The 15,291-nt window shown below is 43.2% G+C and carries 6 protein-coding genes; 4 read left to right on the top strand and 2 right to left on the bottom strand.

Features of this window, described 5'->3' with window-relative positions; all coding sequences use genetic code 11:
* Positions 1-88: 88 nt before the first annotated feature.
* Together G458_RS0105380 and G458_RS0105375 are read right to left on the bottom strand one after the other, a co-directional pair.
* On the bottom strand, positions 89-1,321 hold the full coding sequence (locus G458_RS0105380; protein ID WP_026950996.1) for a M48 family metallopeptidase: 1,233 nt from the start codon (positions 1,319-1,321) through the stop codon (positions 89-91).
* A gap of 9 nt (positions 1,322-1,330) precedes the next feature.
* On the bottom strand, positions 1,331-2,377 hold the full coding sequence (locus G458_RS0105375; RefSeq protein ID WP_026950995.1) for a PorP/SprF family type IX secretion system membrane protein: 1,047 nt from the start codon (positions 2,375-2,377) through the stop codon (positions 1,331-1,333).
* A 134-nt stretch (positions 2,378-2,511) separates the two neighbouring features.
* Here G458_RS0105375 and G458_RS0105370 point away from each other — a divergent pair, with 134 nt between their 5' ends.
* From G458_RS0105370 to G458_RS0105350, 4 genes are all read left to right on the top strand, one after another.
* Positions 2,512-7,977, top strand: a complete 5,466-nt coding sequence (locus G458_RS0105370; protein ID WP_245579233.1) for a gliding motility-associated C-terminal domain-containing protein — start codon at positions 2,512-2,514, stop codon at positions 7,975-7,977.
* 1 nt (position 7,978) lies between these two features.
* Positions 7,979-8,731, top strand: a complete 753-nt coding sequence (yaaA, locus tag G458_RS0105365) for a peroxide stress protein YaaA (protein ID WP_026950993.1) — start codon at positions 7,979-7,981, stop codon at positions 8,729-8,731.
* Positions 8,732-8,848: 117 nt separating this feature from the next.
* The gene (locus tag G458_RS0105360; RefSeq protein WP_157359708.1) at positions 8,849-12,337 is read left to right on the top strand and encodes a hypothetical protein; all 3,489 of its coding nucleotides are present in this window, start codon (positions 8,849-8,851) and stop codon (positions 12,335-12,337) included.
* Positions 12,338-12,581: 244 nt separating this feature from the next.
* Positions 12,582-15,188 (top strand): hypothetical protein, encoded by a 2,607-nt coding sequence (locus G458_RS0105350; protein WP_157359707.1) that lies wholly within the window; start codon positions 12,582-12,584, stop codon positions 15,186-15,188.
* Positions 15,189-15,291: the final 103 nt, after the last annotated feature.

Raw genomic sequence — 15,291 nt, 5'->3', positions numbered from 1 at the left:
ATTTTTAGTACCTCTGAAACTTAAACCTTGTTTTTTAGGATCAAAAATGGGCTGAATAAGACTACTGATTTTTTAATCTTACAATCTTTCAATTCTCTAATTTCTCCAATCTTTCCATCAAGGGAGGATGCGAATAATTCACAAAAACATACCAGGGATGGGGGTTGAGATTGCTGAGAGTCTTCACCGAAAGCGTTTTCAAAGCCTCAGCGAGCGGTTTGCCCGCAAAGGTTTCCTTAGCAAAAGCATCCGCTTCAAACTCATTTTTTCGGCTAAACCAATTCATCCCAACCCCTAAAATCATCGAAATAGGAGTAAACAACATGGTGAATCCGATAATATTAAGTTCAGCAGACCAGGAATTACCTCCTAAAGCCAAGCTCATATTTTCCGAGAAAATCACTTGGGCCAATAAATACAGCAACAATCCTACTTGCAACACAGAAAGCAACATGCTGATAGGAATATGCCTCTTTTTATAATGGCCAATTTCATGGGCCAGTACTGCCACCAATTCATCTGGGGGATGCTGCTCAAGTAGGGTGTCATACAAGACCACTTTTTTCCTCTTGCCCAATCCAGAGAAAAAAGCATTTGCTTTCGACGATCGTTTACTGCCATCCATGACAAAGATATTGTCAAGTGAAAAATCTACAGACTTGGCATAGTGTAAGATTTTTTCTTTTAGCTCACCATTTTCCAGCGGAGTAAGCTTGTTGAATATCGGAAGAATCCAAGCCGTGTAAAACAAGTTGATCAAAACCATAAAACAGCTTGCAACGATCCAGAAAATCCACCAGAAGTCCTTTCCCATCTGGTGAATCAGCCAAAGAAAAACCAGCAATAGACCTCCACCAACGATGATAGAGAGCAAGTATCCCTTGATTTTATCTCCAAAAAAAACTGAGACAGTTGACTTGTTAAAGCCGAATTTCTCCTCGATCACGAAAGTGGAATAATAATCAAAGGGAAGACTCAGGACATCCGAACCCACGAAGATCAAGGCAAAAAACACCAGAGACTGGGCTAGGGGAGCAAGATCAAATCCTTCGAGCCAATTATCGATCGCCCCAAACCAACCCATGGAAATAAAAAGTAAGGTCAGAACAAATGAAAATGTACCTGCAACTAATCCAAAGCGAAAATTTTCAACTTGATAGGCCCTAGACTCCTGAACTTTTTCATCACTCAGGTATTCAGAAAGCGTCTTAGGAATTTTGGATGAGGGATTTTTTACATTGAGGTAATTCAGAGTTTTTCGGATCAAAAACCCAAACACTAACACCCCTACCAAAAGGTATTTCAGACTCTCAACGCTCATAAAGGATGATTAGAATTTTGGACAAGGGAGAATCGTATCCCTTCTCAAAGGTTTGCCCTGATAGCTATTAGGCAGGGTCCAAGAAAGGCTAATCTCATGTGCCCCACCAGACTGAATTCCCAATTGGGAAACGGTGTAATCAAAGCTATACCCAATGTTCAAGCCGGAAAGCAGATTTACCCCCACCATCATGACAATTGCGTCCCGATTGCTTTGGTTTTCAACTGGCTTATAAGGTAGGCCACGATACCAAAGTCCAAAAACAATAGGCTCTAAGTAAAGGTAAGCCCCTAAGTCTAGTTGCTCAAAAGGACCTTGAGACTTGTAATTGATTGTAGGTGTAAGTGATCTCTGTCTCCTCATGTGGGTAAAGTCACTTCGCATGGATCCCTCTCCCAAATCGATTCGGTATCCTGCGTGAAAAGACAATTTCATCGGCAAAGGGCTAATTCCCTCGATAAAGGACTGATTAGGTTCATTGACATGATGTGCCGCTACACCAGCCCAGAGATTTTCAGTAAAAAACAATCCGCCCACTGACAGAGACAATAGACCTACAGGATCGCCTAGACCAGGGATATCATTGCCCGGCAAAAGGTCTCCCCAAGGATTAGAAGGATTGATCTGATTGGCAAAAACAAGATTTTCGTAAAATCCAATTTGTCTGCGGATGTAGGAAGCTTGAAACCCAGGGCGGAAATAGGAGTTTTGACCCAATTTCAACTCGTAGGAATACATAGCTGAAATAGAAGTCGATCTTAATTTGGCAGCTCCCTCAGTATCCTGCATGATATGAAAGCCTATCCCGCTATTGTAATCCGGGAGATAGGTATCATAATAAGCAGAGAAAGTTGTGAACTGAGCGTCTATAGAAGGCCATTGGTTTCGGTAATTAAACCCAACCCGACCTGTCAACTCTCCACCAGCCATGGCGGGATTCAAATAAAGTGGGGCTGCATAATATTGGCTGTACTGTGGATCCTGCGCCAGTACTTCAGGAGAAATACCAACCCAGACACTCACAAAAAAAACCAAGCAAAGCAGAGACCGTAACAAGGAAATGTTCGTTTATTTGAATATTCAGTCAGCTTTTAAAACGATTCTAAACGAATGGTTGTTTTAGAAGCAGTTCGAAAATTATGAAAAGCATTCCTATTTCCATAAGGATCATTTTAATTTTTACAAAATCATTGCTACTATTCTTCCTGGGGAGTAGTGGAATACTGAATGCGCAGGGTTTCAATGAGAACGAGTGGATTTTTGGAAGTTGTGCCACTGGCCCCAGCAATTACCTATCTTTTGGAAAAGGTTCGAGTGCCAATGTCCAGACTTTGCCATCCAGCATAATTCTGGGCCAAAACAACTCCGCGATTGCCATAGACCCTATTACTGGGCAGCCTTTATTCCAAACCAACGGAGAATTAGTCTACGATAATAGCCAAAAACAAATCCAGGGCGTAGGCTCTGGACTAAACGGAAATTTTCAAGGTCATCAGCAGGTCAGTGTCGGGTTTTTGGAATACAATCCGAATGGCAATAAGCTGTTTTATATTTTTTATTTATCCCCCGGCGGTCAACTTCAGTATGCTGTGGTGGATATGAATGCCCCTGGGCAGGCGACTGGAAACGAACGTCCACTAGGAGAGGTCATTACCAAAGATCAGGTAATCGGACCCGGACAAGGCGCCCTTTTGGTTGTCAAAACCTCCGCTTCCCTTTCTTTTCTGATCAGTTTTGCAGGTGGTAATCTGATATCCCGAGAGCTAGGTGCTACTCAAGGATCATTTAATCAAAGAGATACTCAGGGTATTCCATTTACTCCAAAAGCAATTGTTTTTGATGAAGCCAGCAGTCAATTGCTAATTATCCCCCAAAACTCAGGAGATGATATTTTGGTGGTGCCTTTCAACTCCAGCAACGGCAATTTTGGAAGTCCATCCCCAATCAGCAATTCCAGTGGTACAGGAGATTTTGGAGGTGCAGATTTCTCCCCAGACGGAAATTTCATTTATTATTCCAGGGGAAATCAACTTTTCAGAATTCCAACAAACAATTTGGGAGGTACTCCCGAGCAGATTCCTTTAGCCAATACTCCAAGCCAGATTTTTGATATAAAAAGTGGCCCAGATGGCCAACTTTATTACATCTATGAAGAAGTAGCAGGGGGTCCACAGTTGATTGGTAGAGTCACCAATCCCAATGAACCTGATTTGACTGCATTGACGGTTGAAGAAGATCCCTTTGGCGGAATAGACTTTTGCGGAAAGGTATTCCCCACTTTTGCCCCAAATGCCGATATCGAGCCAACGGTAGATTTCACTTGGGATCCTTTAGAACCCTGCGCGAATAACCCGGTGCAGTTGACCAGTGAGATTACTCCCGAAAATTACCAGCCAGTATCGTTTAATTGGGAATTTAACCCTCCTTTGACCGATTCTGATGGCAACCCATTGCCTGCCGATTTCAAACAAGAACATTTTTTGGTGCCTCAGGATGCCACCACGGGTTCAAGTATTTCTGTAAAACTGACCGTAGAATTTGCTGACGGTACTACTAAAAACGTCACCAAAACCATACCTCTTACCGAAAATAATCTAGAGGCAAATTTCACTCCTTCTGACACCACTATTTGTGAGTCCTGTATTGACATTGAGGCTTTTCTTCAGGCCCAATCAGCAGAAGGTGAGCAGGGTGGAGAAGCTCCTGGTGGAAGTGGTAGCAATTACGAATACTTCTGGTCAAACAAACGGGATCGAGGTTGGATCAACAAAGAGCCCAATGAAGTCTGTAAGCCTGGATTATATTGGGTACTTGTTCGTGAGCAAGGTTCTCAATGTTATGCCTACGCGGAAATCCGCATAAAAATGTGGGACGTCCCCGACCAAACTAATAATATCTGGTACTTTGGTGATGGTGCAGGTCTGGACTTTAACCCAGACCCTGACGATGAAAATGCCCCAGTACCGAGACCGATTGCCCAGCGACACCCACAAAATATTCCTGCGGGGACGACTACCATTTCGGATCAGGCAGGCCAAGTGTTGTTCTTTACGGATGGCTCTTCTGTCTGGGATCTGAATGGTGACCTGATGCAAAACGGGCAGGATATCGGTGGAGATAATACCGCAAGCCAATCTGTAGTGGCTGTAGGAGTACCCTCCCAACCCACTCTATATTACTTATTTACTACCCAAGCCTCTGCCAGTGGCACAAATACGGTGAGCTATTCACTAGTTGACATCAAGTCCGAAAACCAAACCGGAGTGGGGAATGTGGTCACTAAAAATAATTTCCTTTTCAGTCCTTCTACCGAGCAATCGGCAGCTTTAACTTCAGGAGACACCACTTGGGTTCTTTTCCATGAATTGGGTAATAATACCTTCAGATCCTATCCAGTCACTGCCAATGGAATTGGGCAGCCTGTCCTCAGTTCAGTAGGAAGTAATCACGGTTTCAACTCAGGAGTAGGTGCTATGAAGTTCAGCCCAGATGGCACCAAGGTAGCCGTTACCATTTCAGAAGGAGGCTGTAACAAGGCAGAGATCTTCGATTTTGACCAGAGAACCGGAAAAATGACCGAGTATGCCCGGCTTAATCTTGGCTGCAACGGCAATGTGTACGGCCTAGAGTTCAACACTGAATCTGACAGAATTCTGGTTTCCTACAGGAATGGTGGGCCAGGGGTTGAGGAATTTATCATCAAACCTGTAGATCAAAATGACCCTAATGCAGCGGCTTGCCCATCCTGTTTTACCAATGCAAGCACCAGAGCGCAGCGGGAAGCTTGTATCATTTCTACCAAAAAGCAAGTAAGCGGTACTGCAAACTTGAATTTGGGAGCATTGCAAATCGCCTCAGACGGACAAATCTACGTTGCCGTCGTTGGAGATAATCGGATCGGACAGATTCAGGTAGGCAGCGGATGTTCCGGCACCAGCACCTTTACTCAAGATGCTGTGGAACCTATGCCAGGTACCGCAAATCTAGGATTACCGAATTTTGTCCAAAACTCGGGCAGCTCCATCACTGAACCGGAATTGGTACTCCCGCCAAGGCTTTGCCTGGACCCCGTTTTAGGAGCAGAAGCTATCTTGGAAGGTGGAGGAGAACCGGATATCGACAGCTATTTCTGGACTATCATCAAGGACGACGGAACAGTCATCCTCAATGAATTCGGAGGTCCTGGGGATGAATTCCAGACCTTGGAGCAAATATTCAATGAGCCGGGAATTTATACCGTGAAACTTCGTGTGGATCGATGTGCTGATATTGCCTATGCAGAATTTGAGGGAGAGATAGAGGTCGTAGCTCCTCCAGCATTGACCCTAGAATCAGACGTTACGCTTTGCGCAGGCACTCCGGTAACCCTGACTGCCATTGATGGGTATGATCCTGCTGAGGGACTATATGATTTCCTTTGGACCAATGCCGCGGGACAGATTTTTGGAGACGAAAACTCCAACTCAATTAAGGTAGATGAGGAAAGTATTTATACAGTTCAAGTAAGCTACAGAATTCCTGGAGGGCTTTCTGAGGACGAGGCTTCACTTTTTGAAACCTGCCCTTCCACTGCTGAGGTTTTTGTTGGGCCTGCATTTGAATTTGAAATCAATCAAAGCGCCAACGAAGTCTGTTATGAAGAGGTCACTGTGACTTTTGCCCCGGACACACCGATTACCGGAGAATGGTTTTTCGAGCGTGATCAAGATGGAAATCGCGTTTCTTTAGGTGAATTCTTTGAATTAGAATTGTTTGTCAATACACTTCCTGGCCCTGGACTTTACGAAATTATTTTTGTGACTGAAGACCCCATTTTGGCCGGCTGTGTGGTGGAGAAAAAATTAGACCTGCTCGTGCATGAGCTACCTACATTTGTATTGACTCAGACCAATCCAGCTACAGACTGTAATACAGCCGACGGATCTTTCGATATCGAGATGCAGGCCAACGCAGCGGAGGTAAGAGTGCCAGAGCTAAACCTTGTATTTTCCAATGTGTCTGCCGGTGATGTAATTCCCGTGACCAATGTCTTGCCAGGCGTCTATACAGTGGAGGCCGAAAATTCCTTTGGTTGTTTTTATACTCTTTCAGTGACTGTAGAAAATCAGAACCCTCCATCCTTGATGACCTTTACTGTAGCTACCACGGATGAGGTCTGTGCAGCCACTGGAGTTAGTCCCGGACTGATTACCATTGAATTTACTTCTGGAGTGGTTCAAATTGGGGAGTACCGGATTGTCAGACAAGGTGACGGACAAGTATTTACCGGCCCACTTCCTAACCAATTGCCTTTTAGCGTCGAAGTTCCTTATGGAGATTATGTGGTGGAAGTCCAAGACCAGTTTGGATGCTCAATTCCAGATCCTCAGGTTTACTCCATTGCCCAAAAACTGGAGGTGGTGTTCTCGGTACCCACCAATGTCACCGCTTGTGAGAGCTTTACTTTTGCGCCTACCGGACCCAAACCTTTAACCTACACGCTCACCAATTCCACCGGCACAGCTATCAATCCTGATGCAAGTGGCAACTTCACATTAACCCAAAGTGGAACCTATACCATGCGAGGTGTTGATCCATCAGGAGTCGATTGCCCCAAAGAAATCTCCATGCAGGTGACTCTTACCCAACCGGTAAATTTCTCCCTTTCAGGTCCTATTGTAGACTGTCAAACAGGAGTGAGGTATGAAGCCGTTTTGAACAACGCCTCGCCTGCGGATGTGATTTTTCTATGGAAAGATGAATTGGGTGTGATAGTCGGCAGAAGGCAAACTTTTGTTCCAAGCCGTGACGGCAACTACACCTTGGAAGTTCAGCCCGCATCCGGAGGTCTTTGTCCTGGTTCGGCCATTCCTTTCACTGCTGAAATATTGGCAGAATCAGTCTTGGTAAATTTGGAAGTGACGCCATTCTGCGTGGATCAAACGAGCACAACATTGGTGGTCAATGCTGATTTAACCAATGTGGCGGATATAGAATGGTTTGCGGTGAATGGAGGTACCAAAACCCGAATTCCGGCATTTGACGGACTACCAATCGTCGAAGTCAGTTCGGAAGGCACTTATGAGGTTCTTCTCCGAAGCGCATTTGGCTGCGAGTTGGGAAGAGCCAGTGGAAGCGTACTCAAATCCACCATAATACCTCCGGTGGTTCCCCTGGAGCCCTTCACCATTTGCGCCATCGAGGGAGTGACCAGAAGCATTAATCCCGGAAATTATCCGAATTACTCCTGGATTCTCAACGGAGAGGAAGTATCTACTGAAGGCATCTTTACCCCTACCCTCCCGGGAGAATATGAATTGATCGTTTCAGATAATCTAGGTTGTGAATATTCGGCCACCTTCACCGTGGTAGAAGATTGCCAACTCAGGATAATTTATCCAAATGGTGTAGTGCTGGGCGACCCAAACAGGAATTTCATTCTCTATGCAAATGAATATATCGACGACATTGAGGTCTTCATTATCAACCGCTGGGGAGAATTGATTTTCTATTGTGAACACCAAAACGTTGAGCCTAGACAGCCATTCTGCCCTTGGGACGGAACCTATAATGGAAAATTTGTTCCAAACGGAACATATGCTGTAGTCGTGAGGTTTACTTCCAAAGACCAAAATATTACCTTAAAAGAGACCAAAGCCATTACGATTATCCAATAGTATGCTTATCCTAATTTCCCCCGCGAAAACCTTAGATTATTCAGACCCTCATATTCAGAAATTTACCCAACCGGATTTCGGCAGCGATGTCAAGACCTTGGTACAGGCGATGAAAAAAAAGTCAGCCCGTGAAATCGCCGAACTGATGGACATTAGTGAAAACCTTGCCCAGCTCAACGAACAACGCTATAAGAATTTTCAAAAAGAATTTTCCTTTGAAAACTCGAAGCAAGCTCTTTTGGCTTTCAAAGGGGATGTATATACCAAAATCGATGTGGACAATTACTCATTCCAGGATTTTGAGTTTGCCCAGAACCATTTGAGAATTCTTTCAGGACTGTATGGACTTCTGAAACCCTTGGATTTAATCCAACCTTATCGGTTGGAGATGGGGACAAGACTTGAAACCAAAAAGGGAAAAAATCTTTACGAGTATTGGGGAACCAAAATCGCAAAAGCCATCAACCTAGCTGCTGAAGGCGAGCCTATCATCAACTTGGCCTCCCAAGAGTATTTCAAGGCGGTGGACTTGAAGGCACTCAAGTCAAAAGTCATTACTATCCATTTCAAGGAGTTCAAAAACGGGAAATATCAGATTGTGGGATTTTTTGCAAAGCAGGCTCGAGGCATGATGACCAACTTTGCTATAAAAAACAAAATTACCGATCCTGAGGCACTGAAAGCCTTTCACGATGAGGGATATGAATTTTCAGAGCCTCAGAGCAATTCAGAGGAATGGGTGTTCGTTAGATAAATAGAAAAGGGCTGAGTACTTGAATTCAGCCCTTTTTAATTTTTTAGGGAAGGCAAAATTTGGTAGCTTAGAAGCCTTATTCCCAGACCCTTTCCGAGTCTCCCGAGCTAACATCTTGTGAAAAAACGAACTGCTATACTAGGATTAATAGGATTGCTATTCTTGGCAATGGGGTCTAGTGCGTTTTATTTGGCGGGGAATAAGATGCAATTGAACGAACCCAGGAGTTTTAATTTACCTAAACTAACCGGTTCGGAAAATCTATGCTTTGCCTTTGGCGGCAAGAGTGTATTGGGAACATTTTCCGGAGGAGGGATTCCCGAAACGGATGTTTATACCTGGAAAATATTCGGCCCCTCCGGAGATCAAATCTCCCAAACACTAACCGGCGGAGAACTCTTACAATCTATAAATTTTACTTTCTCAAACCCGGGTGTACACCGTGTAGAATTGCAGGTAAAGCGTGGCGTGATTGTATTTCCTGCCCAAACCCTTAACGTTAGAATCCAAGATAGGCCTACGCCTACGCTTAACCCATCTTATTCTCTGTGCGGAACGGATCCTTTAAACCTTCAAGCCATATCCCCTACAGCCCCTTTTTTCGGAGATTATGAATTCGAGTGGACCAGTTCTGCCGGCACAGTTTTATCGACTTCAAACACGCTAACCGTTACCCAGCCAGGAGTTTACTCGGTGTCCGTTTTCATTCCAAATAGCAGTGGAGACAAGGAATGCTCTTCGGTTTTTACCACTCAGGTAAATGATTCAAACAATACTGAAATCGAGTCCTTGGCTGATTCTTTCTGCTCAAATCAGGGGTTGACTTTTACGACCAATCCTTCTGCCCGAGGCAAATGGTTTTTGAAAAAATCGGGCGGTGCTACTGAATATCTGTTAAACTCAAATGCCAGTTCAATCATTCTAAACCCTATCGACATGATTGAAGGCTTTGGGGATTATGAGGTGATTTTTGAAGTGATAAATCCTGATGCGGTCAATTGCCTGATTCGAAAAACTAAAACCATTTCCTACAATCCTCAGCCTGATTTTGAACTTTTGGATCCAATTCCATCGAGTGGTTGTGAGATCGCAGATGGGGGAATTGTCATACGAGCATTGACAGATATCGATTATTTGATCATTGAAAATACCAATATCTCCACCCCGCCGCTTAAAGCAGGCGACACTTACACTATCCCTGGAATAGAGTCTGGAGCTTATAACCTAATCTCAATTTTAGGAAACTGTGACAATTCGTATGCATCTGTAGTGCCTTTGGGAAATTTGCCTCCTGAATTGGATTATGATATTGAAGAAATAATTGGTGAAACCTGTACAACAGATGGTAGGCTTGACGGCAGTTTTCTTGTTAATATAAAGAACGGACCATCGGATGGGTATTACAACATTTTGACTGACAAGGGCGATTTAGTTGCGCTAGAGTCATTTTCCAACAAAAAAGAACTTCTGATTACACTGCCTGGGGGGAACTACGTGTTTGAGCTTTCTAATCAGGATAGTTGTTCCTTTGCTAAGGAGGAAAAAATCGAAATCCCAGGTAAACTTCTGGTCGATTATTTTGTCCCTGAGGAAATTTTTATCTGTCAATCAGGAGAATTGACCCCCACCTCTCTCAATCGAAATCTGGAATATGAAGTCATCTCCCCATCTGGCATATCCCAATTAAACCCAAGCAACGAACCTTTCACCCTAACCGAAGCCGGGGAACACAAAATAATCGGACGCGATCCCACTGATGATTTATTCTGTCCAGTCTCAAAATTTTTCACCGTCAATCTGGTGGATCCTGTGGACTTTGAAGTAGTTCTAATTGAAGAGGACTGCCAAGGAAACCGAACCTTCCAAGCCGATATCCAGGGAAGGGATCCAAACTCGGTTATTTTCACTTGGTACAATGAAAAAGAAGAAATAGTGGGTAATGGGCAATTCTTAAATCCGATTTCTACGGGTGAATTTAAACTGGATGTTCAACCTGCCAATAGTTCAGCTTGCCCCATTCCTCCAAAACCATTTTTGGTCAGGGATCCCATTTTGACCATGGAAGTTGTCCTTTCCGCGACTCAACTTTGTGAATTGGGCCCAAAGGCCATAATCACAGCCGATTTGGAATTTCCAGAAGAAGCTACAGCATGGAATTGGAGAAGATTTGATTCCAGTGGTGGGATTATAGAACTTCCGGAATTTAAGAATCAACTGGAGATTGAAGTGGACGAGCCAGGAGTATATGAATTGGCAGTTTTTAGCATTATCCCAGAGATCAACAAAAATTGTGAACTTGGAAGAAAGAGCATACAAATTGATTTGAATCTGGACAGAGTTTCTTTTGAAGTCCCCGACCAAGTGACCTTCTGTGAGGAAACCCTGATTTTCCCTCAATCCAGTCAACCACTTAAATTTGAGATTACAAATCCAGATGGAAGTATTCAGTCAATCAATTCAGGTGAAAGTTTTAAACTTTCCAGCAATGGCGAATATGTCGTTTATGGCTTTGATTCATCCCCGAACCCAGTCTTATGCCCGGAACAAAAAATCATTCAGGCAACACGAACAGAAAAAATTGAATTCAATCCAGAATTCATTTCCCAAGATTGTCAAGGGATATCTTATTATTCTGCAAACATCGGCTCTCTTTTATCCGAAGATGTAGAAATATTCTGGACAAACTCTGCTGGAGATACGCTGGGTACTGCCATAGATTTTAGCTCCGGCACCCCTGGAATTTATTTCCTGGATGTACATCCTGCCAATAGTCTTCCCTGTGACCAAGTTCCCAAAATGTTTGAAATTGAGGCACCAATATTAACTCTTCAGGTGGACATTGAAGCCGAAACCTTTTGTCCCGACCAGCCAAATACCGCCTTGAGCCTTGTCTCGAACATGAACATAGTCGAGCGAATTGAATGGTGGTTTACAGACCTGAGCAATAATCAGTCTGAAATGATCAGCAATAGAAATAAGGTCGAAATCTTGGCAATCGAGGAAGGCACCTATGAAGTCAGGGTTTTTAATGAGTTTGATTGCCTACTGGGAAGAGATGAAGCATTAGTGATCCGAAGCACAGATCAAACTCGGCCAATTCTGGAAGAAAGCTATCAGATCTGCCCAAATCTGGGAATCGGCCCAAGCTTAAACCCAGGAACTTTCGCCTCCTATGAATGGTATTTTGGAGACCGCTTGGTATCGAATAGCCCAATCTACAAACCTGACCAGATTGGAATTTATTATCTGGTCGTCTATAGCAATGAAGGGTGCGCTTACGAGACCAGTTTTGAGACCTTGGAAGAATGTGAGCTGAGGGTTTCTTTCCCCAATGCTATTCAGCCTGGCAATCCGGACAAAGGCTTTCTGATTTATTCCAATTACCTAATTGACGAGCTGGAAGTTTGGATTCTCAACAAATGGGGGAATGAAGTCTTCCGGTGCAAAAACTTTGACTTAAAAGAAGGAGAAGCAACTTGTAATTGGGATGGATTCTATAGAGGAGAAAAAGTAATTACCGGCACGTATGCCGTTAAAATCTCCTACCGAAATCTAGAAAAAAACATCCAGGAGGAAAGATTTGGAGCAATTCTGGTGATTGATTAAACGACTAAAAACATTCTGGAATCCCTTATTGGAACATTTTTTGAAACTGGAAAACATGAATTGAATCAGGAGGCCTATTTCTAGCCTCTTCACCCAAATTTCCGCCTTTCAATTGCTCAAAAGTCAATTTCCATCCGGAAAACACGAAATGTTGCTGGCTTGGATTTTTTTTCTTTTTCCACTATTTCTTCTTCAAGGAGAGAAAAAGGGGGAAGTAATTAATCCAAATCCTGCCATTTTAGCTATGGCCAATCCCAGTTTGACCGGACCGGAGAATCTGTGTATTGTGTTTGGAGGCGTAGTCGGAACCTATAGCGCAGGAGGTGACCCAAGTTCGGATGTGTATAATTGGAAAGTAACAGGGCCACAAGGGGAGGAAGTTTTTAACCGGACAGGAGGAAGTCAATTTGAGACCATCAAGGTTTCTTTCAATGAAATTGGCACCTACAGTCTTTCCTTGAGTGTAAGGAGAAATGCCTCAATCATCTATACGGAAAAAAAGAATATTACTGTCCAAAAAGGGCCTGAACTGGCATTGCTTCCAGATTATTTGCTTTGTGGAGAAGAGCCCACACTCATTCAAGCCATTGATCCAGCCACTCCGGAATTCAATCAATTTGAATTTATTTGGAGAGATATTGGGAACAATATCGTAGGGAGGTCGAACGAACTGGAAGTCACTAAAGAAGGGTTTTACAAAATCGAGTTATTCAAACGAGGTGCCAGCGGGCAGCAGTTTTGCACCATCCTTGGCTCCACCTACGTGGGGCCTTCCCTCGATTATAAAATGACCCTATTTTCTAACTCTGTTTGTCAGGGAAGTTCAGTGGTGGTGGGAATAGATACTCCCTTGGCTGGTGAATGGTTTCTCCTTTCCCCTGGCGAAACTCAATACCAAAAATTCGAAAGTTCATTTTCCTTGGAATTAAAGCCGGAAAATCTCTCTAAAATCGGGGACTATACGGTGAAGTTTAGTGCGATTGACCCTGCTTACCCGGATTGTAGGTCGGAAAGGAAAATATCCTTTAAAGTGAGAGAAAGCCCAAAAATTGAAATCTCTCTCCTTCAAAAACCCGATAACTGCATTGAAGACAATGGTTCTTTTTCCATCAAAGCTCTCTCCAAATTGGATTCCATACGGGTTTTTGAAACTGGACAATTGTTCTCCAATATTTCCTCCGGACAAACCCAAACCCTTACCACACTAACACCACAAATCTATTCCATTGCTGCCTATTCCAATGGTTGTGAATTTATCACCTTGTTCAATCTAGAAACCAAGGATCCCCCTGTTGTAAATGCTGGCACCCCGGATATTGTCTTGCCTGACTATACATTCGAACCAGAGAAGTGCTCTCAATCCGGGGTAGAGCCAGGTTTGGTAAAGTTAGATTTCAAACAAGGCAAGGTGAATGCCGAGTTTAGGATTCTTTCACTGGGAATTGGGGAAGTAATCACCGGACAGATTACCAATGAAAACCAATTGACAGTTCCTTTAATGGCTGGGAATTACATTTTTGAATTAAAAATAGACGGATGCACCTACCCAATCAAAGAGTTTTCTATTCCCAAAATCCAAGAGGCTAGTTTTAGTGTCCCAAAAGAAATTACCATTTGCCAAACTTTCAATCTAAAGCCAGAAACTTCCCAAGACCTGAGTTTTAGGTTGAAACTTCCGGATGGAAGTGAACAAAGCAGTAATTCAGGGGATTATTTTACACTTACTCAAGAAGGTGTTTACGAGCTCATCGCCAGCCCAAGCAATCCCTCTTCCGGATTATGTCCAAAATCTCAAACCTTTACTGCAAAACTAGCCAGCGACTTTTCTTTTGATCTTTCCCTATTTGAGGAGGATTGCTTTGGCAATCAGGTTTACCAAGCTGTAATAGAAGGTCTCCTTCCTGAGCAAACTTCGATCCGTTGGATAAATTCTGATGGAGAAATTGTAGGCAGAAATGAGTTCTTCTTTTCAACTGCGATAGGAGATTACTCCTTGATCGTACAACCTTTACAAAGCGGATTTTGCCCAAAGACACCCATATTTTTCACAGTAAAAGCTCCAGTCCTCCAAGTGAATGTAAACATGGAGGCCAATAAGATTTGTCCTGAACCAGGAACCTCACTAATCACGGCTTCTACCAACCTAGAAGAAGTAAAAACCTCTGAATGGATTTTTTTCAATGATTCAGGGGAAAGAAAAGCACTGCCTGAATTCAACAATCAGCTTGAAATCACAGTCGAGAAAGAAGGGAATTATGAGATTGTAGTTTACAATAGAATCGGCTGTGAGATCGGGAGAAACTTTATCAAAGTCGAAAAAAGCCAGTTATTAACCTTACCTGTTTTAGAGGATGAATACGGAGTTTGTTCAAAAGGAAAATCCGGTCCAAGTTTAGACCCTGGAGATTTTGATCAGTATTTCTGGTACTTGGATGATGTACTGGTGTCAGAAGATCCTGTATTCAATCCCAAGGAAATAGGAGAGTACCAATTGAGGGTCATTACCAAAGACGGCTGCGAGTTTTACAAAGCTTTCAGTACCTATGATGCATGCTCATTTAGATATATCATGCCAAATGCGATGGTTTTGGGAGATCCAAGCAGGAATTTTGAGGTCACTTTAAGTAAGGGGATAACCGATGTCGAACTTTTTATCTATAACAGACAGGGGGAACTTATCCACCACGAAAAATCTGAAGAAATCCCAATCGAAATCCCTTTTCTACAGTGGGAAGGGAGATTTCGGGGGAAATTTATCCCATTAGGAACCTACGCAGTAGTGCTTTATATCCAAAATTCCGATTACCAGTACCGTGAAAAAATAACTTCCTCACTTTTGGTCATCCAATAGATCATGTAGAAGAAGTACTATTTTCTATACACGGGAAAGCTAAATGGACTTTTTTTTCTATTTTGAGCCCACTCAAAAATCATCTCAAACAACCCAAAAACCA

Source organism: Algoriphagus mannitolivorans DSM 15301 (assembly GCF_000429425.1).
GTDB classification, from domain to species: Bacteria; Bacteroidota; Bacteroidia; order Cytophagales; family Cyclobacteriaceae; genus Algoriphagus; species Algoriphagus mannitolivorans.
The sequence above is the reverse complement of the archived record's forward strand: the minus strand, read 5'-3'. Positions and strand labels throughout refer to the sequence as shown.

Excerpts from the sequence above, each read along its gene's own strand:
- G458_RS0105380 (WP_026950996.1), bottom strand. The coding sequence starts at position 1,321 with ATGAGCGTTGAGAGTCTGAAATACCTTTTGGTAGGGGTGTTAGTGTTT.
- yaaA (WP_026950993.1), top strand. The coding sequence starts at position 7,979 with ATGCTTATCCTAATTTCCCCCGCGAAAACCTTAGATTATTCAGACCCT.
- G458_RS0105350 (WP_157359707.1), top strand. The coding sequence starts at position 12,582 with ATGGCCAATCCCAGTTTGACCGGACCGGAGAATCTGTGTATTGTGTTT.